Origin of the sequence: Megamonas rupellensis DSM 19944 (assembly GCF_000378365.1) — a bacterium.
GTDB classification, from domain to species: domain Bacteria; phylum Bacillota; class Negativicutes; order Selenomonadales; family Selenomonadaceae; genus Megamonas; species Megamonas funiformis.
In genome coordinates this window covers 122359-148590 of the sequence record NZ_KB899566.1, presented here as the reverse complement: position 1 = coordinate 148590, position 26232 = coordinate 122359, and the positions used below count along the sequence as shown (strand labels likewise).

Below are 26232 nucleotides of genomic sequence, written 5' to 3'. Positions count from 1 at the left end.
AAAGATTATTAGTCAGAATTTTGGGCTCGTGTGTTATCTTCAGCTAATGTTTTTATGGTTAATTGATATAGATTTTTGTAATAATAATGTTGTTCATTATTGAAAATAATTAAAATAGGTTACACTAAAATCAGTCGATATAAATAAGATTGATAATAAAAATATATTAGTTTAATTGATGTCTATGAATATTATACAAAACATGTCTATTGTAAAATTATTTGGTGAAAATAATTTAATCAATACCATGAATATTATAAATTAAGATTTGGCTATTATTGATAATTATAAAAATTCTTATAGTATATAAGAATTTTTAAGGTTTAATAATAAATAAAATTAATAATTTCAAGCAATAAGTTCTAAAATATTATTTTCTGGACCTAAAACATAGCTTTCATAATAGCCATCACCTGTTGTACGTGGTTCACTTAAAATTTCATATCCATCATTTTTTTAACAGGCAGTTAATTCATCAACTTTTTTTTGTTGCCTAAACTAAAAGATAAATGAATTAATCCTTGGCGATATAGGATAAATTCTGTTTTTGCTATGTTGGTACGAGTCATGAGTTCTAAACGGGTGTTACCTTCAAATGATAGAAAATATGTGGATAATCCAGTTTTAGGATTGTGATATAAATTGTTAGCGATAGCATTGAAGTACTTAATAAAAAATTCTTTTGTAGTTTCTAAATTTTCTACATAAATAGCAATATGGTCGATTTTCATAAAAATTTCTCCTTGTTTTAATTATTAAATTGTATGAGCAATAGGTTTCATTTTGTCAAATGTATAGATATATTTAAATCCTAAATCTTTTAATATTTGTTTAGTCTCTTGGATTTTAAAGCCATATTGGTCAACATCATGACCGTCAGAACCAATGGTTATAATATCGCCACCTAATTTTTTATAGAGTTTTAAAATTTCAACGGAAGGCGTTAAATCTTTTAGACCATAACGATAACAAGAAGTATTAATTTCAATGCCCTTATGATCATTTATGACTTGTTTTAAAATTTCATTTACAAGGTCAAAGACTTTATTGAAAGGATAAATCCCTTTTTGGTCGTAACGATTAATCATATCTAAATGACCGAGAACACAATAATCTTTATATTGCTGGATTACTTTTAAAATTTCTTGGTAATAAAGTTCATTATATTCTTGTTGTGTTTTTCCTTGTTGAAAAGCTTGGTTCCAAAATTCAAGGTTATTGACTTGATGACAAGAAAGTATTATAAAATCAAAGGGATAACTAGCAAATGTTTTGGCAAATTGATTGATAGTATGTGTTTGCATACCAAATTCCATGCCGAATTTTAGTTTTATTTGGGGAGAAAATAATTTTTGATAATATGTAAATTTTTCAAGGTATTTTTGACAATCACAATTTAAATCTGTTTTTACACCATAATCAATATGTTCAGTAAAACAGATTTCATCGAAATTTTTAGCTATTGCTGTTTGTATAGCTTTTTCCATAGGGCAAGTAGAGTCATCACTAAATTCAGTGTGCATATGATAATCAGCTAACATGATAAAACCTCCTAAAATAATTAATTATAGAGTCATAATAATATATAATAAGGGATAATACTATCAATATTGACCGAGTTTTTTATAACAATAATCTGCTGAGGATGAGCTTTATGCATATAATAGAAAATAATTTAGAAGTAGTAGAATATGAAAATTTATTATTGCCAATATCTATAAAGATAAGAGAATTAATACAATATGAAAATAAAAGAGCTTTATGTCATTGGCATGATGATATAGAAATTATAAAAATTTTATCAGGTTCAATGAAATTTTATATAAATGGAGAAATTTTTCATTTAATAAAAGATGATATTTTAATTGTAAATTCAAAGCAGATACATTATGGTTATGAATATAATCATGATGATTGTAAATTTATTTGTTTAATGGTAAATCCTTCAGTATTAAAAATTAATAAAGCTATGTATCGAGAATATGTAATTCCTATTATTGAGAATAATGGACTATTGGCATGGTGTTTGAAAAATAATGAAGGAAAACAATTAGATAGAATATTATTTGCATTAATAGATTGGCAGGAAAAATCTTGTAGAGCAAAAGAATGGAAATTGTTGTCTTTAGTATATGATTTATGGTATCAAATATATAATTTAATAGATAATGATAAAAATTTAAACTTAATAAAAGATGATACTTCTGATGATGTGAATATATTTAAACAGATGGTAATATTTATTTATCAAAATTATAAAAAAGCAATAATTTTGCAAGATATTGCAAAATCTGGAAATGTAGGTAAAAGTAAGTGTTATGAACTTTTTAAGCGATATGTAAATAAAACACCAAATGATTTTGTCAATTTATATAGGTTAGAAAAAAGTAAGATTTTATTGAAGAATGAAGATTTATCAATTACAGAAGTTGCATTAGAATGTGGATTTAATAGTGGAAGTTATTATGCAGAACTTTTTAAAAAATATAATGGATGTACTCCAAGAAATTTTCGTAAATATAAAAAATAATCTGTTCATCTAAAAAGAAAATGAACAGATTATTAAAAGTTAGAAGCTATTAATAGTTTTTATAAAGAATGCGAATGGAGTTTAAAATACAAATCATAGCTACGCCAGTATCAGCAAAAACAGCTGCCCACATGGAAGCAAAGCCCATAAGACCGAGTATCATGATGAGTATTTTTACACCTAAGGCAAAGATTACATTTTGCCAAGCTATGTGAATGGTATCACGAGAAATATTTATAGCTTGGAAAATAGAATGAACTTTAGAATTCATAAATACTACATCAGCAGCTTCAATGGCGGCATCAGCACCACTACCCATAGCAGCGCCAACATCAGCACCGGCGAGAATAGGAGCGTCGTTTATACCATCGCCGACAAAAAATACATTACCATGTTCTTGTCTAAGTGAGGATAATTTTTTTAATTTATCTTCAGGTAAAAGTTTAGCATGAACTTTATCAATGCCTACTTCATTAGCTACAGCATAAGCACTATGTTCATTATCACCTGTGAGCATAGCTGTAGTTAAACCTAAATTTTTTAATTTAGCAATAGTGGATTTTGCATCATCTTTAATAGTATCATCAATAACAATAGAGCCAGCATATTTATCATCTATACCAATGAATATTTCAGTACCAGCATTAATAGGTAAATCATCAGGTAAAGCAATATTAAATCGTTGCATTAAGCGTTTATTACCACAATAAATTTTTTGCTTGTCAATAGTGCAGATTATACCTTCACCAGCAATTTCTTGATTATCAGTAGTAGTTTTTAAATTGAGTTTTTGTTTAGTGGCTTCATTGATAATACTGATAGCAATAGGGTGAGAAGAAATTTTTTCACAACTAGCACAAAGAGCGAGCAATTCTTCTTTTGTGTAATTGTTTGTAGGATTTATAGTTTTAACTGTGAAATTACCATGAGTCAGTGTACCTGTTTTATCCATGACGATAGTTTTTATATTTTTTAAAGCTTCTAAAGCTAGACCACCTTTAAATAAAATTCCTTGTTTGGAACCGCTACCGATACCAGAAAAGAAAGCAAGTGGTACACTTAATACTAAAGCACAAGGGCAACTAATTACTAAAAAAGTCAAAGCTGTATAAATCCAATGTTCCCAATCACCTGTAATCAGCGAAGGAATGATAGCTGTAAGCGTAGCTACTAAAACGACAATAGGAGTATAAATTCTAGCAAAACGAGTGATGAATTTATCTATTTTAGGTTTATTAGCAGCGGCATTTTCTACAGCTTGTAAAATGCGAGAAACCATAGATTCAGATAAAGGTTTTTCCACTTTCATTTTGATAGCGCCGGAAATATTTAAACAACCAGAAGTGATAGAGCTATTAGGGGCAATTTTTATTGGAACGGGCTCGCCAGTAACAGGTGATGTATCCAAACGGCTTTCTCCTTCAATGACAATGCCATCAACAGGAATTCTATCACCAGCACGAACTAATAAAATATCGCCAACCTTGGCTTCATGAGCAGAAATAATAGAAATTTTATCACCATGGAGAAGATTTACTGTTTCAGGTCGTAAATCAACAGCGTCCATGATTTGACTGCGACTTTTTTCTGTAGCACGTTCTTCAAAATATTCGCCAATGCGATAAAATAGCATAACACCGACAGCTTCAGGATATTCTTTGATAGCAAATGCTCCCAAAGTTGCGATACTCATGAGGAAGTTTTCATCGAAGACATTGCCATGAAATAAATTGGTGATGGCAGTTTTTAGTATATGGAAACCTAAAATTAAATAAGCTACAATATAAAGATAAAGTGTGTATTGGTCAGGTACAAGAGAGGTAAATTCGCCAATGATAAATAAAATGGCACCAAATACAATTTCAATAATATCAATGGTTTTTTCATCAAAAAATTTTTTTGTATTTTGATGAGATTTTGAAGAAGCTTCATCAGCATTTATGATTTTTACACCATTTTCAATAGAATTGGCTATTTTATTTATTTGAGGTAGAAGTACATCAGGATTTTGAGCTACTATTTTTAATTTTTTAGTAGCAAATGTCAATTGAGCAGATTTAATATCAGCTAATTCGTTTAATTTTTTTTCGATTTTAGCACCACAGTTAGCACAATCTAGATTTTCGATTAGATAGATTTTTTCTTTATAATTAGAAACATTTTCTTCAAGTTGAGAGATTATAGTGCCAGGTTCAATTTTGTCTGCTATTTTTTGAATAGTAGGTAATAATTCATCAGGATTTTTAGCTGTTAAAGTTAATTGTTTAGTCAAAATAGAAATAGTAGCGTTATCTACATCAGATAATTCGTTGATTTTTCGTTCGATTTTGGCAGCACAATTAGCACAATGGATATTGATTGAATATGCTTTTTGTTTGTGATTATTATTATCAATAGATAAATTGGAAGTAGTAGCCATATGTACGCCTCTTTTCTAAAATAATTATATACCCCTAGGGGTATTATCTTTACGTCTTTAGTATACCCTATGGGGTATATAGTGTCAAGAATGAATATCAATAATGATTAAATTTTTATTTAACTCAATATAATTTTTAGTTAGAATTGTTTATTATGGATATTTATATATTTAATGTGTTAGTTGATTTTTTATTTATATATTATTGCTTTGCTAAGGTATATATAATATATTTGTTGTTATGTTTATTAAGCAAGTATAACTATTATTGTTTTTTTTAAATGTGTTTGCTTGTATAAAAGATTAATATACTATATAATCAAAATATTATGTTAGCATATAGATTATTTGGGTAATATAATATTTTATATACAGAAAAATAATTTGAAATATATGGAGAAAATTATGAATATAATTAGTTTATTTAGTGGTTGTGGAGGTTTAGATTTAGGTTTTAAAAAAGCTGGGTTCAATATTCCTGTTGCAAATGAGTTTGATAAGAGTATATTTGAAACATTTAAAGTAAATCATCCAGATACGCATTTAATTGAAGATGATATTAGGAAAATTACTTTTGAAGATATTTTACCTTTTGTTGCTATGGATAAAGTCGATGGAATTATTGGTGGACCACCATGTCAATCTTGGTCAGAAGCAGGTTCTTTAAAAGGAATTGAAGATGTTAGAGGACAACTTTTTTTTGATTATATTAGAATTTTAAAAGATTTTAAACCTAAATTTTTTTTAGCTGAAAATGTCAGTGGAATGTTAGCAAATAGACATAATAGAGCTGTTCAAAATATTATTAATTTATTTGAAGAAGCAGGATATGATATTTCTCTTACAATGGTTAATGCTAAAGATTATGGTGTTGCAGAAGAACGAAAAAGAGTTTTTTATATTGGATTTAGAAAGGATTTGTCAATTAAATTTATATTTCCTAAAGGTTCTACTGAAAATGATGATAAAAAAATAACTTTAAAAGATATTATATGGGATCTACAAAATACAGTTGTTCCAGCAGAAGAAAAAAATTATCATAATCCTAATGCTATAAATAATAATGAATATTTTACAGGGTCATTCTCACCTATTTTCATGAGTCGTAATAGAGTTAAAAGTTGGAATGAACAAGCATTTACCGTGCAAGCTTCTGGACGTCAATGTCAGCTACATCCTCAAGCACCTAAAATGCAAAAAATAGGTAAGGATAGTTTTTGTTTTGTTGAAGGATGTGAACATCTTTATCGCCGTATGAGTGTTAGAGAAATTGCAAGAATACAAGGATTCCCAGATGATTTTCAATTTATTTATAAAAAAACTAATGATGCCTATAAAATGATTGGAAATGCTGTTCCTGTTAATCTTGCTTATGAAATTGCTATAGCTATTAAGATGTTTTTGCAAGGTGAAGGAGATAAGGTTAATGGTATTGAAATGGAGAGAAATAAATGAGTGCAAAAAGTAATAATCAAGGACGAGCATATGAATATGCTTGGTGCCAAGCTTTAGTGAAATCACTTAAAACATTACAAAAAATTAACATTGTAAAAAATTCAAGTTTTTTTGCAAATCAAAAAGCATGGAATAACTTAAGCATAGAAAAACAAGATTTATTTTTTATTTCAGCTAATGCTACAATAGATAACATATTAGAATTAGAACCTATTATACAAGAAAGTATAGAGGAAACATTATATATTGAATTTCAAAAAGATGAATTTGGTAGAATAGGTGATGTTCGTGATATTATTGTTCGTAGGAATAATATTGACTGGGAAGTGGGTTTTAGTATAAAACATAATCATTCTGCTGTTAAACATAGTCGATTAAGTCATGCTTTAGATTTTGGTAGTGAATGGTATAATGTACCTTGTAGTGAAATATATTGGAATGATGTTAAGTCTATTTTTAATATTTTAAATCAATGGAAAAGTGAGAAGAAAAAATGGGTTGACTTAGATAATAAAGAAAAAGATGTTTATTTTCCATTATTAAAAGCATTTTTAGAGGAAATAAAGAGAGCTTATAAAAAGGATCATAATATAGTTATAAAATTATTTTATTATTTAGTTGGAATAAAAGATTATTATAAAATTGTTAGCGATGATAAAAAGCAATTAACATTTATACACACTTTTAATCTTTATGGGACTTTGAATAAACCGAGTAAAATAAAAATATCTGCATTTAATATTCCAATATCAAATATACCAACAGAAATATTAACTGTAAGATTTAAACCAAATAGTAGAACAACTGTTGAAGTTTATATGGATAATGGTTGGGCATTTAGTTTTAGGATTCATAGTGCCAGTAGTTATATACAACCAAGTTTAAAATTTGATATTCAATTTATTTCTACGCCTATTTCAGTTTGGAATATTGAATGTAAATGGAAAAATAAATAATATAAAAACGGTTAACTGTTAAGTTAACCGTTTTTATATTATAGTGAAATATATAGTATAGATTAATATATAGTATGATAATATATTACGGAATTATTTAAATTTGAAGTTAGAATATAAAAATATTAATATTTTTGAGGTGAAGTAAGTGAATGAACAATTATATTTTCGTTTAGCCAAAATAGATGATGCAGAAAAATTAGTAGAAATTTATGCTCCCTATGTAAAAAATACAAATATCACTTTTGAATATGAAGTACCAACAATTGACGAATTTAAACAGCGTATAACAAAAATAATGTCAAAATTTCCTTATATTGTAGCTTGTATTGGTGATGAAATAGTAGGTTATACATATGCTTCTACTTTTAGAGAACGACAAGCTTATAATTGGTGTGTAGAAACTTCTATTTATATTAATGAAAAATATCAAGGTAGAAAAATAGGAGAAATTTTATATACGAAATTAGAAGCGATTTTAAAATTGCAAAATATAACTAATTTAGTAGCAAGCATAACATATCCCAATCCGCAAAGTATAGCTTTCCATGAAAAATTTAATTATAAGAAAATAGCTCATTTTACAAAATGTGGTTATAAACAAAATTGTTGGTATGATATGATTTTCATGGAAAAAATGATAAATAAACATGAAACATTGGTAAAAGAAATTATTTATTTGCCTGATTTAAATAAAAATTTAGTGGAAAAGATATTGCAGAAATAATAATTTGATTTGCAGTATTAATGGATAATGCCTATAATATAATATATTAAATTAAATAGAGATAGGTGCGTAAGCTTAATAAGGAAACTGGAAGAGCCAGTACGGTCCCGCCACTGTAAGGGGAGCTATTTTCAATTATGTCACTGAAATAATTTATTTTGGGAAGGCGAAAATTAGCGAGGAACCTAAGTCAGGAGACTTGCCTATTGGAAAAACACCGTGAAATTTATAGATGATATATTTTTCAGACTCACGAGAGATGGGCAGGTGGAGAATTTTTCGTAGAAATACGGGATAAGTCTATCTCCCTGCCCAAAGGGAGATTTTTTTATGCGTAAAGAAATGAAAAGTGGCTATACAACAGGTTCTTGTGCAGCTGCTGGCACAAAAGCTGCTATACTTGCTTTGCAGGGAAATGTCGTTCAAGAGATTGAATTATACGCTCTAAGTGGAGAATTATTGCATATTCCTATTAAAAATGTAGAGCTTACATCAACTGGAGCAAGGGCAGAAGTTATAAAAGATGCTGGTGATGATCCAGATATCACACATGGAGCTTCTGTATTTACGGAAGTAAAAATAAATAAAGATGATGATAAAATCAATTTTTATGCTGGCTTAGGTATTGGAAAAGTTACAGAGGCAGGTTTATCTATTCCGCCAGGAGAGCCGGCAATAAATCCAGGGCCAAGAAAAATGATGACGAAAGTCGTTCGTGAATTGTTGCCAGAAGGTTATGGTTGTGATATTACGATTTCTATTCCTAAAGGAGTGGAACTAGCGAAAAAAACGCTTAATCCTATATTAGGTATAGAAGACGGTATTTCTGTAATTGGCACTACTGGCGTGGTGCGTCCAATGTCTGAAGAAGGCTTTAAAAATTCACTTACACCGCAAATTTCTGTAGCTAAAGCAAATGGCTTTGATGATATTATTTTTGTTCCTGGGAAAATTGGTGAAAATATCGCTAGTAAATTAAACCTTCCAGCAAAAGCTATGGTACAGACAAGTAATTTTATCGGTCATATGTTGGAATTTGCTGCTGATGAAGGAATTAAATCAGTGCTTTTATTTGGTCATTTAGGTAAATTGGTAAAAGTAGCTGGAGGAATTTTCTATACACATAGTAAAATAGCTGATGCTCGCTTGGAAATATTAGCTTCTTATGCTGCTCTTTTGGGCATGGATAAAAAAGGCGTAGAAGAAATTTTTAAAGTGAAGACAACAGAAGCAGCTATGCCAATCATTGAAAGATATGGATTGGTAGAAAAAGGTTTTTATGATTTATTAGCTAAAAGAGCTAGTCTTCGCAGTGAACAACATGTATTTAATGCTTTCAAAGTAGGAACTGTGATGGTTACTTTGAAAGGTGAAATTTTGGGTATGGACGATAATGCAAGAGAAATAGGTGGTAGATTAGGTTGGAACATAAAATAATTGTGGCTGGAATTGGTCCAGGGGCGAAAGAATATGTCATTCCTATGGCTATGCAAGCTATAAACGAAGCAAAAGTTTTAGTTGGAGGAACAAGAGCATTAAATGAATTTTCTCATCAAGGTCAAAAAACTTTTGCCATAAAAGCAGATATCACTGCTGTAATGGATTTTATAAAAGTTGAATTAAATGATAATGATGTAGTAGTGATGGTATCTGGCGATCCAGGATATTATTCTTTGTTAAGTGCTTTGCGCAAGAGTTTTCCTTTAGAAAATATAAAAGTAATTCCAGGGCTAAGTTCCATGCAAACAGCTTTTGCCAAGATAGCACTTCCATGGCAAGAAGCTAGTCTACTTAGTTTTCATGGACGTGTGCCAAGTGATGAAGACTTAAAATATTATCCAGGTCGCATAATCGGTATGCTCACAGATAATAAATTTAATTCTAATGCTATAGCCACATATTTGATAGCAAGAGGTTGGGATAAAAATGCAAGAGCATATATTTGTTCTAGACTTTCTTATCCTGATGAAAAGATAGTCAGCTTATCTTTAGATGAAGCACAGACAAAAGCATGTGTGAGTCATTGTGTGATGATAGTTGAAGGTTAATATAAAATAAATTATGAATAGAAAGTTGGTGCATATTTGAATTTACCAGGAATAGCAGATGAAGAATTTATTCGCGATAAAGTGCCAATGACAAAAGAAGAAATTCGCATTTTGACAATGTGCAAGGCAAAAATTCGTCCTGATAATATTATCTGGGATATTGGTGCTGGTACAGGTTCTTTATCTATTGAAGCGGCTTTACTTGCTCCCCAAGGAAAAGTTTATGCTATAGAGAAAAAAGATTTAGCTGTTGATTTATTACATCAAAATATTGCTAAATTTAAATTAGAAGATAAAGTTAAAGTCATTGCCACAGAAGCACCAAAAGGATTAGGTGAATTGCCAAATTGTGATGTAGTATTCATCGGTGGCAGTGGCAAACATATGTTTGAGATTTTAGATATAATTGATAGCAAATTAAATGAAGGTGGACGCATTATCGTAAATGCGGTGACAATCCAGACAATATCTGAAATTACGACATATATGAAGCAAAAAGAAAATTACACTTATGAAGCAATTCAAATACAAGTAAATCGTTTAAGACAAATCGGTTCATACGATATGTTTAATGCACAAAATCCAGTTTATATTGTTACTTGTAAAAAACTAAAATAAGATAAATTAGGGAGGATATTTTTTATGGTTTATATTATTGGTGCAGGTCCTGGGGATCCTGAACTTATTACAGTTAAAGGTCAAAGATTATTAAAAGAGGCAGATGTAATTATTTATGCTGGTTCTCTTGTAAATCCTGCATTATTAGATTATGCAAAAGCAGATTGTGAAATTTATAATAGTGCTTCTATGACTTTAGGTGAAGTTATTGAAACAATTACAGCAGCAGAACAAGAAGGCAAAATGACAGTTCGACTTCATACTGGTGACCCTGCGATTTATGGTGCTATTCAAGAACAGATGGACGAATTATCTCGTCGCAATATTGAATACACTGTAATTCCAGGTGTAAGTTCTTTCTTAGCTACAGCAGCAGCTTTAAAACAGGAATATACACTTCCTGAAATTTCTCAGACTGTAATCATCACACGCAATGAAGGTAGAACACCTGTTCCTGAAAAAGAAAAATTAAAATCCTTAGCAGCTCATCAAGCTACTATGTGTATTTTTTTGAGCGTGCATATGATTTCTGAAGTAGTAGAACAGTTGATTGAAGGTGGCTATGAACCATCTACACCTATTGCTATCGTGCAGAAAGCTTCTTGGCCTGAACAAAAAATTGTACGCGGTACACTTGAAACTATTGCCGATATCGTTAAAGAAAATAATATTTCTCGTACAGCTATGATTGTTGTAAGTAAATGTTTAGATACAGAATATGCAAAATCTCGTCTTTATGCACCAGAATTTAGTCATATGTATCGTCAAGGTACAGATAAAGCTTAATGAAATATGCAATTATTACTGTAACTAAAAATGGTGCTGATTTAGCTTGTAAATTGCAAAATACCTTGAAAACTTGTGATATCTATGTAAAAAAAGATAGATATGATATTAGTTTAACTGGTCATATACATGAGTACGAAAAAATGAGTGAAGTGATAAAAAATATTTTTGCTGAGTATGAAGCTATTATATTTTTCACTTCGACAGGTATTGCTGTGCGAATGATAGCACCATTTATTGTGCATAAAGTCAAAGACCCAGCTGTAATAGTTTTAGATGAAAAAGCTAATTTTGCGATAAGTTTATTATCTGGTCATTTGGGTGGAGCAAATGAACTCACGTTGAAGATTGCTGATATATTAAATGCTATTCCAGTTATTACTACAGCGACAGATACGAATAAAATAATTGCTCCTGATGTGGTGGCAAGAAAATATAATTTAGTGCCATATCCTTTAGAACATATAAAAATAATTAATTCAGCATTAATTCAACAGCAAAAAGTTATTTATTATGTAGATAAAGATTTAAAGCAAAGTGAACAGATGATAATTGATTTGGCTAGAGATTTTAAGATTGAAGCTAAATTGATTGATGTAGAAGAACTTGATAGGCAAAATGACTTTTGTGTATTTATCACAGATAAACGACAAGTGCGAAACAATATATTATTTTTAACGCAAAAACAATTGATAATTGGCGTTGGTTGTCGCAAAGATGTTGAATTAAATCTTGTGGAACAGGCAATAAATGAAGCTAAAAAAATGGCAGATTGTGAAAATTTAAAAATCAAAGCATTAGTTTCTACAATCGTCAAGCAAAATGAGAAAGCTTTACATCAATGGGCAGAAAAATATAAAGTAGAAACTTATTTTTATGATAATACAATCATGCAAAATGTGATTGATAAATATAAATTACCTGAATCTAATTTTGTGAAAAAACAAATTGGTATAGGAAATGTATGTCAAGCTGCTATATTGGCATATAATGAGAGGGCAAAAATAATTTTGCCGAAAACAAAATTTGAGAAAGTGACGGTGTCCTTAGCATGGGAATGATTAAAGTAATTGGAATTGGTCCAGGTGGTAAAGAGGATATGACTCCTCGTGCTTTAAATGCTATTTTAGAAGCTGATACAGTAGCAGGATATAACACATATATTAAATTGATTAAACATCTTTTAGATGGAAAAAATGTAATTGGCACAGGAATGATGCAAGAAGTTGACCGCTGTAAAATGGCTATTGAAGAAGCTGTAAAAGGTCATAATGTTGCAGTAGTTTCAAGTGGTGACTCTGGTGTATATGGTATGGCAGGTCTTGTTTTAGAATTATTATTGAAATTGCCAAAAGAAGAAAGACCACAAGTTCAGATTGTAGCAGGACTTTCTGCTGTAAATGCAGCCGCTGCCGTATTAGGTGCTCCACTTATGCATGATTTTGCAATCATCAGTTTGAGTGATTTATTGACTCCATGGGAATTGATTAAAAAACGTGCAGACCTTGCAGCTCAAGGTGATTTTGTAATTGGTTTATACAATCCCAAAAGCCATAAACGTGTACAGCATATCGAAGAAATTCGTGAAATCATGTTAAAACATAAAGACCCTAAAACTCCAGTTGGCATTGTAAATAGTGCAAGCCGTGAAAATGAAACAATGGTTATTTCTGATTTAGAAAACTTCACAAAAGAAGATATCAATATGTTTTCTATGGTAATCATTGGCAATAGCAAAACTTTTGCTAAAGAAGGCTTTATGATAACACCTAGAGGCTATGAAGTATGATTTTTGTAGCTTCAGGAACGCAAGATGGTAGAGGTCTTGTAGAATATTTATTAAAGCAAAATTATAAAGTTATGGCTTCTGTAGTTACTAATTATGGTAAAGAGTTATTACCGAAAGATGAAAATTTAATCATCAATGACCATAAATTAGATGAAGAAGCTATGAAGAATTGCTTAAAAGAAAATCAGATAAAAGTTTTTGTAGATGCTACGCACCCATATGCGGTGAATGTATCTAAAACAGCTATGCAGGTTTGTGATGAATTAAATATACCTTATATTCGTTATGAAAGAGAAGTAACGCCAATACCTGCTTATAATAAACTTCATTTAGTGAAAACTTATGAAGAAGCGTCTGACCTTGCTATGCAACTAGGTGAAAATATCTTTTTGACAACAGGTAGCAATCGTTTAGATTTATTTGCTAATGATAGTAAAAAATACAATAAGCATATTATAGCGAGAGTACTTCCTGCTATTGCTTCTCTGCAAATCTGTGAAAACTGTGGAATATCTCCCAAAGATATAGTAGCTGTGCAAGGGCCTTTTTCGGAAAGCTTGAATATAGCTTTATATGAAAAATACAATGCAGATGTTGTTGTAATGAAAAATAGTGGTACTTTAGGTGGCACAGAAACAAAATTGACAGCTGCAATTAAATTAGGTCTAGAAATTGTCATTATTGATAGACCTAGAATAGATTATAAAAAATTAACTCATGATTATGATTGTGTAGGCACATTTGTTGCCAAATATGAAAAATAGGAGGGATTTTGATGGAATTTATCAAAGACCCAATGGCGATAGAAGTTCGTAGTTTTGAAATTATCAAACCATATATTGAAAAATTAAATTTAAGCGAAGAAGAAACAAAAATTTATTCTCGTATTATTCACGCTTCTGGTGATGTGGATTATGCACCAATCATTCGCATTCATAAAGATGTAGTAGCTTCCATGAAAAAAGCTTTGCTTTCTGGTTGCAAAATCTATACTGATGTAGAAATGGTTCGCACTGGTATCAATAAACGCAAATTAGCTTCTTGGGGTGGCTCTGTAGAATGTAAAATTGCAGATCCTGAAATTGCAAAATATGCCAAAGAACATGGTATCACTCGTTCTATTGCTGCTATGCGTCATTTTGGCAAAGAATTAGATGGAGCAATCGTTGCTATTGGTAATGCACCAACAGCTTTATTTGAAGTTATCCGTTTAATGAATGAAGAAAATATTCGTCCAGCTGCTATCATTGGTACACCAGTTGGTTTTGTAGGAGCTGCTGAATCAAAAGATTTATTAATTGCTGAATCAAAAGTTCCATATATTACAGTAACAGGAACAAAAGGCGGTAGCCCAATTGCTGCTTCTTGTATTAATGCAGTAATGTATATCATTGATAATACACGCATTTAATAAGGTGATTTAATGATGAAAAAAGTAAATATTCCTCGTGTAGTTATTGCAGCCACTCAAAGTAGTTCAGGTAAGACTACAGTCGTTACAGGAATACTTCGTGCATTAAAAAATAAAGGTTTAAATGTACAGCCGTATAAAGTTGGCCCTGATTATATTGATCCTAGTTATCATGGTATGGCGGCAGGAAGAAAAGGTCATAATCTCGATACATGGCTTGTTGATGAAAGCGTGATAAATGATTTATTTGTGCAAGAATCAAAAGATGCCGATATAGCGATTATCGAAGGTGTTATGGGGCTTTATGATGGCGGAAAAAATGGTGTTAGTTCTACAGCACAATTAGCGAAAAAATTAAATGCACCTGTGATTTTAGTCATCAATGTGCAATCAATGGGCGATTCAGCCGCAGCTATAGCACTTGGTTTTAAATTATATGATAGCGATGTGAATTTAGCCGGTGTAATTTTAAATAAATTAGGTTCACCAACACATAAAGCTTTGATTGAAGAAGCTATGAAGAAAATAAATGTGCCTGTTTATGGTGCAATTTTCCGTGATGATAATGTGCATATGCCAGAGCGTCATTTAGGTTTGACACCAGCTGGAGAAAATAATGCACGTGAGGTCATCGAAAAGATTTCTGAAAAAATTGCTCAAGAAGTGTATTTAGATGAAATCATTGAACTTGCTAAAACAGCACCAGCTATCGAAGTTGAAGAATTTGAAGCTGAAAATATCAAAAAAGATATAACCATAGGTATTGCACAAGATAAAGCTTTTTCTTTTTATTATCCAGCAAGTTTAGCTCAATTAGAAAATTTAGGGGCGAAGTTGAAATTTTTTAGTCCACTAGAAGATGAAGCTATTCCTGTTGATGTTGATGCTTTGATTTTTGGCGGAGGTTTTCCAGAAGTTTTTGCCCAAGAACTTATGCAAAATACTTCGATGATAAAATCCATACGTAAAGCTAATGAACGCAAAATGCCGATATATGCTGAATGTGGTGGCTTTATGTATTTAATGCAGGGAATTTATGATTTTGAGCAAAGATTTTATGAAATGGTGGGGCTTATTCCTGCGAAAGCTCAAATGAATAAAAAATTGCAGACTGTGGGTTATGTAAAAGCAAAAATTCTGCAAGATAATATTTTAGGAAAACAAAATGATGAGATAAAAGGTCATGAATTTCATTTTTCAACGCAGATTGATGTACAAGATGAAAGTTTTCCGTGGGCATTTGAATTTACGAAAATGCGTAATAATATGAAATACAAAGCAGGATATGCTAAAGATAATATTGTAGGTTCATATTTGCATTTACATTTTTTAGGCTCAAAGCAAAATGCTAAATATTTTGTGGAAAAAATAAGAGCTTATAAAAAATCACTAGAGATGGAGGAAAACTGATGACTAAACATATTATGTTACAAGGTACTTCTTCTCATGTAGGAAAAAGTATTTTAACTACAGCTTTATGCAGAATTTTTTATCAAGAAGGTATGTCTGTAGTGCCATTTAAAGCACAGAATATGGCACTTAATTCTTATGTAACTAAAGATGGCGATGAAATGGGTAGAGCTCAAGTAGCTCAAGCAGAAGCAGCAGGTCTTGAGCCATTTGTAGAGATGAACCCTGTATTATTGAAGCCAACAGGAAATGCTTGTTCACAAGTTATTTTAATGGGAAAAGCTGTAGGAAATATGTCTGCACGCGAATATCATAAGGGATATTCATTAAAAGCTTTTGATACTGTAAAAGAAGCTATTCGTCGTTTAGAAGAACGCTTTGATATGATGGTAATTGAAGGTGCAGGCAGTCCAGCAGAAGTGAATTTAAAAGCAAATGATATCGTAAATATGCGTATTGCTAAATATTTAAATGCACCAGTATTGTTGATTGCTGATATTGACCGTGGCGGAGCATTGGCTTCTCTTGTGGGAACTTTAGAGCTTTTAGAACCAGATGAAAGAGCTTTAGTAAAAGGACTTATCATCAATAAATTCCGTGGCGATGTAACTATTTTACAGCCTGCACTTGATTTCCTCGAAGAAAAAACAGGAAAACCAGTTTTAGGTGTAATTCCTTATTTACCTGATTTAGGTATTGAAGATGAAGACTCTGTATCTTTAGATGATAAAAAGACTCAAGCGAAAGATAAAGCAAATGCACCAATAAAAATTGCAGTAATTCAAACTCCTAAAATTTCTAATTTCACTGATTTTGATGCTTTGAGTAAAGAAGATGATGTAAATCTTTATTATGTAAAAGAAGGTCAAGAAATCGGTGATGCAGATTTAATTTTACTTCCAGGTAGCAAAAACACTACAGAAGATATGCTTTATTTGCGTGATAGTGGTATGGAAAAAGCTTTAAATGAAGCTCATGAAAAAAACATTCCTATCATCGGCATCTGTGGTGGCTATCAAATGCTTGGTGAAAAAATCAGTGACCCATTGCATACTGAATCAGATAATGATAGCGTAAAAGGACTTGGCTTCTTGCCAATGGAAACTACTTTTGTAGAGAAAAAACTCACTTCACAAGTTGAAGCAAAATGTCTTTCTTGGGAATTTTTAGGTGAAAAATTATCTATAGATGATTTATTTGGTTATGAAATTCATATGGGAACTACTAAATTTACAAAAGAAGCAAATCATCCATTCATGATCACAAAACGTGCTGATAAAGATGTACAGGTGGCAGAAGGTATGATAAATCAAGAACAAAATGTCATGGGTGCATATATTCATGGTATTTTTGATAATGATAAATATCGCCGTAGTCTGATCAATATATTGCGTAAACGTAAAGGATTAGAAGCATTACCTGTAAGTACAAATTATGCAGCAGCGAAACAAGCAGCATTTAATCGTTTAGCAGATACTGTTCGTCAAAATATGAATATGGAAAAATTAAGAGAAATTTTACAAGAAGCATAAAAAATGCACCTTAAGACTTAATATAGTTTTAAGGTGCATTTTTATTTGATAATTAGTTACTTTAAAGTAACTATGTTACTAAAAGGTGCTTACTTTACAGCCGTTTTGAGTAGTTATATTATAAAAGTAATGAGAAAATAATACTTAGAAAGGCGATGGATTTATCATGGATCAAAAAGTATTAGATTATGTTGTAGAAAAAACACATGAATTAATGAATGCTCCTTCTTGTAGCAAAGAAGCAAAACAAGCAGCACAAAATTGGCTTGATGCTATTGGCACGGATAATCAATTAGCAGAAACTAAAAAATATATAGCAGAGCTTGAAGCTGATATTATGCCGATTGATGGATTGATTGCTTTTGCTAATTCTGAAATGGGTTTTAAAGTTTTTGGTGAAGAAATGGCAAAAAATGTATTAGCTCATGCTCAAGATATTAAGGCAAAAGGTGCAAAATATTGTGATTGTCCAGCATGCAAAGCTGTAGCAGATATTTTAGCGAAAAAAGAACAAATGCTCTAATAATAAAAAAAGCGATTGATGAAAATCAATCGCTTTTTTTATGATAGTCTAGAAAAATGGTCAATGGCTTTAGCAAATTCTTCAACTGTTTTTTCTGCATCACCATGTTGAATACCATCAATTACACAGTGTTTTAAATGCCCTTCTAAAATTACTTTGCCAACACTATGTAGAGCGGATTTTGCAGCATTTACTTGCATTAAAACATTTTCACAAGGAATAGTTTCATCATCAATCATTCTATCTATGGCATTTAATTGCCCAATAATTTTTTTTATACGGCGATGGAGCTTTTCTGTTTCCATACATTGTTTCATAAGATAATCCCCTTTTTATAATGATATAATCATTATATCATGAAGCTAAATATTATTAATAATGCTATTTAAATAAAGGAAAATAATATATAAATTATTTCGTTAATGAATGATTTTATGAAAAAGAAATATTTGTTGATTATATATTTATATTTGTTATAATTTAAATTAAATATTAATTGAGAAATATTTTCAAATAAATAAAAGTAAAGGAATAAATTTATGTTAAAAGATTATAGTAAAAAACATTCAGCAAGCGAAAGAGCTAGAGAAATTCTTCGCTATATTGGTCCAGGTCTTTTAATTACAGTTGGTTTTATTGACCCTGGTAATTGGGCATCAAATTTGGCAGCTGGTGCAGATTTTGGTTATTTATTGTTGTGGATGGTAACACTTTCAACGATAATGCTTATTTTGCTTCAACATAATGCAGCTCATTTGGGAATAGTAACAGGACTTTGTTTATCGGAAGCATCTACTAAATATCTACCGAAGTGGCTTTCACGACCAATATTAGCAACGGCAATGATGGCATCTATTGCGACAGCTTTAGCAGAAATTTTGGGCGGAGCTATAGCACTCAATTTATTATTCAATATACCACTTGTTATAGGCTCTATAATCACAGCAGTTTTTTGTGCTGTTTTATTAAAAACTAATTCTTATCCTAAAATGGAGAAAATAATCATAGCTTTTGTATCTATTATTGGTTTTTCATTTTTACTTGAATTGAATATGGTTTCAGTTGAGTGGACTGAGGCTATAAGTGGTTGGGTAACACCTTCTTTTCCAGAAGGCTCAATTGTTATTATCATGAGTGTATTAGGGGCAGTAGTCATGCCACATAATTTATTTTTACATTCAGAAGTAATACAATCGCGTCAATGGAATTTGCAAGATGAAAAAATTATAAAACGACAATTGAAATATGAGTTTTTAGATACTTTATTTTCTATGGGACTTGGTTGGGCAATAAATAGTGCGATGATTATTATTGCAGCCAGTGTATTTTTCACAAATAATTTACAAGTAGATGATTTAGCACAAGCAACAGAATTATTAAGACCTATTTTAGGTGATAGTGCAGCCTTAATTTTTGCCATAGCTTTATTATTTGCAGGGATATCTTCAACAGCGACATGCGGAATAGCAGGAGGCAGTATTTTCTCTGGCATTTTTGGTGAAGATTATAATATTAAAGATTATCATTCATGGCATGGTGTATTAATAACTTATGGTTTAGCTATATTAGTTATATTATTTATTCAAGACCCGTTTGAAGGTTTGATTTATTCACAAATGTTTTTAAGTATACAATTACCAATTACTATTTTTTTATTGATATATTTAACCTCTAGTAAAAAAATAATGGGTAAATTTGCAAATCATTTATATCAGAAAATAATTTTAATCATTGTCGGTATAATTGTAACTTGCTTAAATTTAACTTTATTATGGGAAATTTTTTATAAATAAGTGATAAAATGGATGTATAATTTTAATGCATCCATTTTTTTGTAAATAATAAAAGGATATATTGATGGATTTTTAGAATATTATCTAGTAGAATATATATATTATTCAGGTAGAATATTGGAGTGGTTTTTATGACAGGAAATAGAGAAGTAATAACAGGTAACGATTTTAAAAGAATGATAGCAGGTGCCTACAGTGCCTTTTTATTAGAATATGAAAATATCAATGCTTTAAATGCTGATTCTTTAATGGATGAAAAAGCAGGTACACATATTTTACGTACAATTGGTGCAGCTGCAATGTCTCTTCGTGATTTACAGGCAGATAGCATTGGTGGAGTATCTAAACGTGTAGGTAGTGCGGCAGTTTTAGGTGCTCATGGCAATGCAGGTGTATTGATTTCACAAATTTTACGTGGTATTGCTAAAGGTTTGGCAGGAAAATATGATGCATCATCTTCTGTTTTTGGAAAATCTTTCCAATATGGTATTTTATATGCTCAACGTGCAGTAAATGATGAAGTAGAACGTCCTTTGATTATTACAGCAAAAGCAGTGGCAAAAGGTGCTTATAATGCTGTTCGTGCAAATTTACCAATTGCTGAAATTTTAACAGAAGCTATCAAAGCAGGTGGCATTGCATTAAGTCAAGCTGAAAAGAAAAATGGCTTTGTAGATGCAGGGGCAAAAGCTCTAATGGTATTTTTACAAGGTTGTAGAGCTGGTTTAGATGGAAATTATGTATCACCAGTATTATTATTTTCTTCTGGATTTAAAAAATCTCATGATGTGCCAAATCCTAAATTCGATATTGTTTATACATATGCAGTATCATTTAGTTTAGTAAAATGTCGTGCTAGTATCAGTGATTTAGAAAAAATGTTAAATCCATTAGGTAAAGTAATAGTAGTAAAATCATTAGATGATAGAATAACTGTGTATTTACACACAGATTGCCCAGGCTTAGTAGTTGGTCAGGCTGTAGATTGGGGTCAAATTGAAGACATTAAAATTCAAAATTTGGCTATGCCACATGATTTGAAAAATGTAGATAAAACTATTATGGATATCGCTATTTTAGCAGTAGCTGATGATGAAAAAACAGCTCAAAGTTTAGAACAATTAGGTGCAATTGCAGTAATCACTCAAGATAAAGTAAGTGGCCCTGCTGTTGGTGATTTAATTAATTTAATTCATGGCGATATTGCTAAAAACTATATTATTTTATCTAATAATAAATCAAGCTCATTAGTTATGGCACAAGTAAAACGCTTATTAAAAAATAATATAGAAATTCTTTATACTAATAATGTAGAAGAACAAATAAAAGCTTTAAAAGCTTTTGATGTTAATGAAACTTTAAAAGTTAACTTACAGAATATGCATGAAGCTATTTAATATCAATTATTGTATAAATAAAAGTGAAGGGACGGTGGGAATAGGTGGAGATGGCAAAACGATATTGTATATTAAGTTATAAAGTATTGATTTTGGCAATTATTTGTTGTTTTATAAATGCTAATGCACAGGCGGCACCAATACTAAAATTGAATTCTCATGGACATGATGTAATAGTTTTACAGCAAAACCTCATTCGTATGAATTATGATTTAAGTAAAGTTAGCGGTAATTATGATAAAGAGACGCAAGAAGCAGTAAAAGCTTTTCAAAAAGATCATAAAATAAAAGTTACAGGTATTGTAAATCGTGAGACATGGTGGGCTATTAAAGGCGGAAAACAAAATGTTATAGTCAATTCGCAGTCATCTATTAACGAAAAAATTATTTTAGATAATTTATCTTCAGTGCCATATGGCAGACAATTTTTATCTAAAAAAGAAGTCTCAGGTATTATAGCTACAGCGAAGGATTATATTGGCGTGCCGTATGTGTTTGGCGGAGATACACCAGCAGGTTTTGATTGCTCTGGTTATTTGGAATATGTTTTTGCTAAACATGGAATTCGCATACCTCGCACGGCAGATGAACAATATAAATTAGGAAAACTTGTCGAACCAGATGATTTAGAAGCTGGAGATTTAGTATTTTTTACTACGTATGAACCAGGAGCCTCTCATTGTGGTATTTATTTAGGCAACGGAAATTTTATACATGCATCAACAAGTAGAGGTATTCGCGTAGATAATTTAGATAATACGTATTGGGCATCTCGATATTATGGTGGTAAACATATAGTAAAATAAAGAAAACAGCAGGTTTTTTCCTGCTGTTTTTTCTAAAAATGGTAAAAAGAGATGATTTCATTGTTGAAGAAATCTAGGTGTGGAAATGAGTTTTTGAAATAGAAAGGTAATTGACAATGAAACGTATTGAAAGGGTTTTTGAATATTTACAAGAGGTAGCAAAGAGTCAAGATGGTGAGAAGGCTCTTACAGCTACTGCTATTGCAGATAATTTAGGAATTTTACGCAGTAATGTCAGTAGAGAGTTAAACAAATTATATAGAATGGGTAAAATAATGAAGATTTCAGGTAGACCTGTTTTATATAAAATAAATGATGAAAATATCAATGATAAGATAGAAATAAAAACTGTTAATAAAATAAATAAAATAGATAAATCTGCATTTAGTGATTTAATTGGTGCAGAAGATAGTTTAAAAACACAAGTAGAACAAGCAAAAGCGGCAGTGATTTATCCTCCAAATGGATTACATACACTGATTGTAGGTCAAACAGGTGTTGGTAAAACGCTTTTAGCACATATGATGTTTGAATATGGTAAAGAAGTTGGTCGTTTTGCTACGAATGCACCTTTTGTAACTTTTAACTGTGCAGATTATTATAATAATCCTCAATTGTTGATTTCACATATTTTCGGGCATATTAAAGGTGCTTTCACTGGAGCGGATAAGTCTGTACCAGGTTTAATTGAATCAGCAAATGAAGGTATTTTATTTTTAGATGAAATTCACAGATTGCCACCAGAAGGTCAAGAAATGATTTTTTATTTTATGGATACAGGGACTTTCAATCGTTTAGGTGAAACGAAAAGAGAAAGATCAGCTAGTGTGTTAATCATTGGAGCGACTACAGAAAATCCTGATTCAGTATTGACCAAGACTTTTAAAAGACGTATTCCTAATATAATATCTATACCACCATTAGCAGAGCGTTCGTTAAAAGAAAAATTGGAAATAATGACGGTGTTATTTACAGAAGAATCACGCAGTATAAAAAGACCAGTAAAAGTTTCTTCAGATGCGATAAAAGCGATTATCGGCAGTATTGGTAATGGTAATGTTGGTCAATTAAAATCTAATATTCGTCTTTTATGTGCGCAAGCATTTTTAAATGGTATAAAGACAGATGGTCATATTGAAATAACTTATCAAATGTTGCCTGCAAATATAAAATCAGGAATTTTGCCGATGAGTCAAACGCGTGAAGATATAGCTTTGATTAGTCGTTATATTGAAAAAGGATTGTATGTAACACCATCTAGCAAAAGTAAATTGCCTCGTGAAAGCGAAGATGAACCATTTAATTTATATCAAATGGTAGAAAATAAGGTCAATATGCTTAAGCGAGAGGGCATAGCGGAAGAATTAATTCAACAAATTGTCGTAGCTGACGTAAATACGTATGTAAAAACTTTTTATAATCAAAAAGATGATATTTCTTTATCTGTTTATGATAGATTATTGAAAATCATTGATGCAGATATGGTGGAATTTGCTCAGCAAGTAGTATCTTTAGTGGAACGTTATATAAAATTAGTATCAAGAGAGCGTTTTTTATATGCATTTGGTTTGCATTTAAGTTCATTATTCAATCGCATAAAAGGAAAGCAGAATTTGCATAATGCTTTGGAAGGTACAATTGACACAAATTCTATAGAATTTAAATTAGCGACAAAAATAAAATTAATGATTGAAGAAAAATATAAAGTATCTGTGTCAAAATCGGAAACAGAATATTTTGCCATGTTATTGCAATCTTTAAAACAAGAAGATAAATCGCAAAAAATAGTAATAGCAGTAGCTATGCATGGTGAATATACAGCAAGTTCTATGGTGAATGTAGCACGAAAATTATTTAGTGCCAATAAAGCTCCGCTACTAGCTTTTGATATGCCTTTAGAGTGTCGACCTGAGGATATGTTAAATCAGATTGTTGAGCAATTACAAAATATTAATTGCCAAGAAGGTGTATTATTGCTAGCGGATATGGGTTCTTTATGTAGTTTTGGCCCTATATTAGAAGAAAGATTAGGTGTGCCAGTTAGGACTTTAGGCATGGTTACGACGCCATTTGTATTAGAAGCGATGAGAAAAGCAGATATTGCAGGTATCAGTTTAAGTGCTATATATGATTCCTTGAAGAATTTTAATGGTTATGAACATAACACACTATCAATTGATGACACAAATGATAGACAAAAAGCTGTAGTAACAATTTGTAGCACAGGTAAGGGAACAGCGGAAAAATTACAAAATTTAGTGATTGATATCTTAATTGATGCTTCAATGAACCATATAAAAGTAATTCCTATAGGCATTGTGGATATGCATAAACGCTTAACGGAAATAGGGCATAAATATCAGATTATTGCTGTTGTAGGTATAAAAAATCCACATATAGATGCTCCGTTTATACCAATTGAGCAAATCATCAGCGGTCAAGGCGATATTATTTTGCGTGAAATTGTGGGAGCAAAAGATATTGTAAAAAAAGACGAAACAAATATTGTTTTGAAACGTTTTTGTGAAGATGGATTGCAGGAAATGTTATTGTATTTAAATCCGAATAAAATAATTGATATTTTACTTAAATTTATCAATATTTTAGAAGAAAAATTAAAATTAACATGGGACAATCCTCAGAAATTGCGCTTGATAATTCATATAGGCTGTGCATTAGAGCGAATGGTAATTAATAATGGACTTAAATTTAATGAAAAAAATATAGAAAATATAGATAAAGAAAAATTAAAAGTTGTAGAAAAAGCTGCAAAAATATTTGAGGAAACATTACAAATAAAATTAACAAAAGATGAAATGTATTATATTGTAAGCATGATTTAAAAAAAGTGTGTCTAAAAAAGTCTGTGTCAAATTAAAAATGACACAGACTTTTTGTTTTAGTGTCAATTTTTAATTGACACAGTTTAGTAAGTGGAAGAAGAGTGTCAATTTTTAGACAATACGCATAATTACCATTTAAAAAGTCCTTATAGTTACAGTAAAAATTTTGACACTAAAAGTTGGCACGCCATTTGCATATAATATATAACAAGAAGAATTTTGAAAGGGGAAATTAAAATGTTAGGTATTATTGTTGGTACACATGGCCATTTAGCAGAAGAATTAGTAAATACTTGTGCTATGATTTGTGGTCAGCCAGATAATTTAACAACAGTAACATTAGTACCAGGAGAAGGTCCAGAAGATTTAATGGCTAAATATAATAAAGCCATGGAAGAAATGGACACTACTAATGGTGTAATTATTTTAAATGATTTATTTGGTGGTAGCCCTTATAATGCTGCGTGCCGTGTTGCTATGGAAAATGATAAATGCGGTATTGTAACAGGCGTTAGCTTACCAATGCTTGTAGAAGTAATAAATTATCGTTTATGTAATGGCGAAAATGCAAATGTTCAAGATGCAATGGAAAAAGCTGTAGAAGCTAGTGTAGCTGGAGCTCAAAAATTCCATAAAAGCCAAGTAGAAAGCGAAACAGATGATGAAGGAGACGATTTATAATGAAAATTGTATTAGCTAGAATTGATGACCGTTTAATCCATGGACAAGTAGCAACTGTATGGGCAAAAGTTACTGGTTGCGAACGTATTATTGTATGTGATGATGATGTAGCAGCAGATACTATTCGTGCTACACTTTTAAAACAAGTAGCTCCTCCAGGTATTAAATCCAGTGTTGTTAGCGTAGATAAAGCTATCCGCGTATACAACAATCCTAAATATGAAAATGATAAATGCTTATTGCTCTTCACAAATCCTACAAGTGTATTACGTATGGTTGAAGGTGGCGTAGATATTAAATCTGTAAACGTTGGTGGTATGAGCTTTAAAGAAGGTAAACGCCAAATTACAAATGCTGTTTCTGTAGATGATAAAGATGTAGAATCCTTCAAAAAATTAAGTGAAAAAGGTATTGAAATCGAATTTAGAAAAGTAGATACAGATAAACGTGTTAATTTAATGGAAATTATTAAATAATTAAATGAAAAGATTAACAGCTATTAATTTTA

The 26232-nt window shown here is 30.8% G+C and carries 25 protein-coding genes and 1 riboswitch; of the genes, 21 read left to right on the top strand and 4 right to left on the bottom strand.

Annotated features, from left to right (window positions below; genetic code table 11):
• Positions 1-467 precede the first annotated feature (467 nt).
• Both F553_RS12050 and F553_RS0100815 read right to left on the bottom strand, forming a co-directional pair.
• A complete protein-coding gene (locus tag F553_RS12050) occupies positions 468-731 on the bottom strand; it encodes a VOC family protein (RefSeq protein ID WP_018998608.1) in 264 nt (87 codons plus the stop codon).
• 24 nt (positions 732-755) lie between these two features.
• On the bottom strand, positions 756-1541 hold the full coding sequence (locus tag F553_RS0100815; protein WP_018998607.1) for a histidinol-phosphatase HisJ family protein: 786 nt from the start codon (positions 1539-1541) through the stop codon (positions 756-758).
• Between the two features lie 113 nt (positions 1542-1654).
• On the opposite strand from F553_RS0100815, the gene F553_RS0100810 reads away from it, so the two are divergent.
• Positions 1655-2530 carry an AraC family transcriptional regulator gene (locus F553_RS0100810; RefSeq protein WP_018998606.1) on the top strand — a complete coding sequence of 292 codons (876 nt, stop codon included), beginning with the start codon at positions 1655-1657 and terminating at the stop codon, positions 2528-2530.
• 49 nt (positions 2531-2579) lie between these two features.
• Here F553_RS0100810 and F553_RS0100805 read toward each other — a convergent pair whose 3' ends face one another.
• Positions 2580-4949: a heavy metal translocating P-type ATPase gene (locus F553_RS0100805; RefSeq protein WP_018998605.1), complete on the bottom strand. Its 2370-nt coding sequence runs from the start codon at positions 4947-4949 to the stop codon at positions 2580-2582.
• Between the two features lie 405 nt (positions 4950-5354).
• On the opposite strand from F553_RS0100805, the gene F553_RS0100800 reads away from it, so the two are divergent.
• The 14 genes from F553_RS0100800 to F553_RS0100735 all read left to right on the top strand — a co-directional run bounded on the left by F553_RS0100800 (position 5355) and on the right by F553_RS0100735 (position 18204).
• A complete protein-coding gene (locus F553_RS0100800) occupies positions 5355-6404 on the top strand; it encodes a DNA cytosine methyltransferase (RefSeq protein WP_018998604.1) in 1050 nt (349 codons plus the stop codon).
• Positions 6401-7360, top strand: a complete 960-nt coding sequence (locus tag F553_RS0100795; RefSeq protein ID WP_018998603.1) for a HaeIII family restriction endonuclease — start codon at positions 6401-6403, stop codon at positions 7358-7360. The genes F553_RS0100800 and F553_RS0100795 overlap by 4 nt, the downstream gene beginning before the upstream one ends.
• Positions 7361-7508: 148 nt before the next feature.
• Entirely contained in the window at positions 7509-8087 is a 579-nt protein-coding gene (locus tag F553_RS0100790; protein ID WP_018998602.1) for a GNAT family N-acetyltransferase, read from the top strand.
• 46 nt (positions 8088-8133) lie between these two features.
• Positions 8134-8308: riboswitch (cobalamin riboswitch) on the top strand.
• 109 nt (positions 8309-8417) lie between these two features.
• Positions 8418-9524, top strand: a complete 1107-nt coding sequence (cbiD, locus tag F553_RS0100785; RefSeq protein WP_018998601.1) for a cobalt-precorrin-5B (C(1))-methyltransferase CbiD — start codon at positions 8418-8420, stop codon at positions 9522-9524.
• Positions 9509-10135, top strand: coding sequence for a precorrin-6y C5,15-methyltransferase (decarboxylating) subunit CbiE (gene cbiE / locus F553_RS0100780; RefSeq protein ID WP_018998600.1), 627 nt, complete (start codon positions 9509-9511; stop codon positions 10133-10135). The genes cbiD and cbiE overlap by 16 nt, the downstream gene beginning before the upstream one ends.
• Positions 10136-10171: 36 nt before the next feature.
• Complete coding sequence (cbiT, locus tag F553_RS0100775) at positions 10172-10753, top strand: precorrin-6Y C5,15-methyltransferase (decarboxylating) subunit CbiT (RefSeq protein WP_018998599.1); 582 nt, start codon at positions 10172-10174, stop codon at positions 10751-10753.
• A gap of 24 nt (positions 10754-10777) precedes the next feature.
• Positions 10778-11539 carry a precorrin-4 C(11)-methyltransferase gene (gene cobM / locus F553_RS0100770; protein ID WP_008539017.1) on the top strand — a complete coding sequence of 254 codons (762 nt, stop codon included), beginning with the start codon at positions 10778-10780 and terminating at the stop codon, positions 11537-11539.
• Positions 11539-12600 carry a cobalt-precorrin 5A hydrolase gene (locus F553_RS0100765; RefSeq protein WP_018998598.1) on the top strand — a complete coding sequence of 354 codons (1062 nt, stop codon included), beginning with the start codon at positions 11539-11541 and terminating at the stop codon, positions 12598-12600. The genes cobM and F553_RS0100765 overlap by 1 nt, the downstream gene beginning before the upstream one ends.
• Positions 12591-13328 carry a precorrin-3B C(17)-methyltransferase gene (gene cobJ, locus F553_RS0100760; protein WP_015563025.1) on the top strand — a complete coding sequence of 246 codons (738 nt, stop codon included), beginning with the start codon at positions 12591-12593 and terminating at the stop codon, positions 13326-13328. Before F553_RS0100765 ends, cobJ begins: the two co-directional genes overlap by 10 nt.
• The gene (locus F553_RS0100755; RefSeq protein WP_018998597.1) at positions 13325-14092 is read left to right on the top strand and encodes a cobalt-precorrin-6A reductase; all 768 of its coding nucleotides are present in this window, start codon (positions 13325-13327) and stop codon (positions 14090-14092) included. The genes cobJ and F553_RS0100755 overlap by 4 nt, the downstream gene beginning before the upstream one ends.
• An 11-nt stretch (positions 14093-14103) precedes the next feature.
• Positions 14104-14739 (top strand): precorrin-8X methylmutase, encoded by a 636-nt coding sequence (locus F553_RS0100750; RefSeq protein ID WP_008539011.1) that lies wholly within the window; start codon positions 14104-14106, stop codon positions 14737-14739.
• A 15-nt stretch (positions 14740-14754) separates the two neighbouring features.
• A complete protein-coding gene (locus tag F553_RS0100745) occupies positions 14755-16149 on the top strand; it encodes a cobyrinic acid a,c-diamide synthase CobB (RefSeq protein ID WP_018998596.1) in 1395 nt (464 codons plus the stop codon).
• Positions 16149-17681, top strand: a complete 1533-nt coding sequence (locus F553_RS0100740; protein WP_018998595.1) for a cobyric acid synthase — start codon at positions 16149-16151, stop codon at positions 17679-17681. The genes F553_RS0100745 and F553_RS0100740 overlap by 1 nt, the downstream gene beginning before the upstream one ends.
• Before the next feature lie 166 nt (positions 17682-17847).
• Positions 17848-18204: a hypothetical protein gene (locus tag F553_RS0100735; protein WP_008539008.1), complete on the top strand. Its 357-nt coding sequence runs from the start codon at positions 17848-17850 to the stop codon at positions 18202-18204.
• A gap of 38 nt (positions 18205-18242) precedes the next feature.
• Here the strand turns inward: F553_RS0100735 and F553_RS0100730 are convergent, their stop codons facing one another.
• Positions 18243-18521 (bottom strand): metal-sensing transcriptional repressor, encoded by a 279-nt coding sequence (locus tag F553_RS0100730; RefSeq protein ID WP_008539007.1) that lies wholly within the window; start codon positions 18519-18521, stop codon positions 18243-18245.
• Positions 18522-18743: 222 nt separating this feature from the next.
• On the opposite strand from F553_RS0100730, the gene F553_RS0100725 reads away from it, so the two are divergent.
• The 6 genes from F553_RS0100725 to F553_RS0100700 all read left to right on the top strand — a co-directional run bounded on the left by F553_RS0100725 (position 18744) and on the right by F553_RS0100700 (position 26200).
• A complete protein-coding gene (locus F553_RS0100725) occupies positions 18744-19997 on the top strand; it encodes an Nramp family divalent metal transporter (RefSeq protein ID WP_008539005.1) in 1254 nt (417 codons plus the stop codon).
• Between the two features lie 131 nt (positions 19998-20128).
• A complete protein-coding gene (locus F553_RS0100720) occupies positions 20129-21394 on the top strand; it encodes a DAK2 domain-containing protein (RefSeq protein WP_015563018.1) in 1266 nt (421 codons plus the stop codon).
• 50 nt (positions 21395-21444) lie between these two features.
• On the top strand, positions 21445-22200 hold the full coding sequence (locus F553_RS0100715; protein WP_018998594.1) for a C40 family peptidase: 756 nt from the start codon (positions 21445-21447) through the stop codon (positions 22198-22200).
• Between the two features lie 116 nt (positions 22201-22316).
• Positions 22317-25043 (top strand): sigma-54-dependent transcriptional regulator, encoded by a 2727-nt coding sequence (locus F553_RS0100710; protein ID WP_018998593.1) that lies wholly within the window; start codon positions 22317-22319, stop codon positions 25041-25043.
• 237 nt (positions 25044-25280) lie between these two features.
• Positions 25281-25724 carry a PTS sugar transporter subunit IIA gene (locus tag F553_RS0100705; protein ID WP_008538999.1) on the top strand — a complete coding sequence of 148 codons (444 nt, stop codon included), beginning with the start codon at positions 25281-25283 and terminating at the stop codon, positions 25722-25724.
• Positions 25724-26200 carry a mannose/fructose/sorbose PTS transporter subunit IIB gene (locus tag F553_RS0100700; RefSeq protein WP_018998592.1) on the top strand — a complete coding sequence of 159 codons (477 nt, stop codon included), beginning with the start codon at positions 25724-25726 and terminating at the stop codon, positions 26198-26200. The genes F553_RS0100705 and F553_RS0100700 overlap by 1 nt, the downstream gene beginning before the upstream one ends.
• Positions 26201-26232 lie beyond the last annotated feature (32 nt).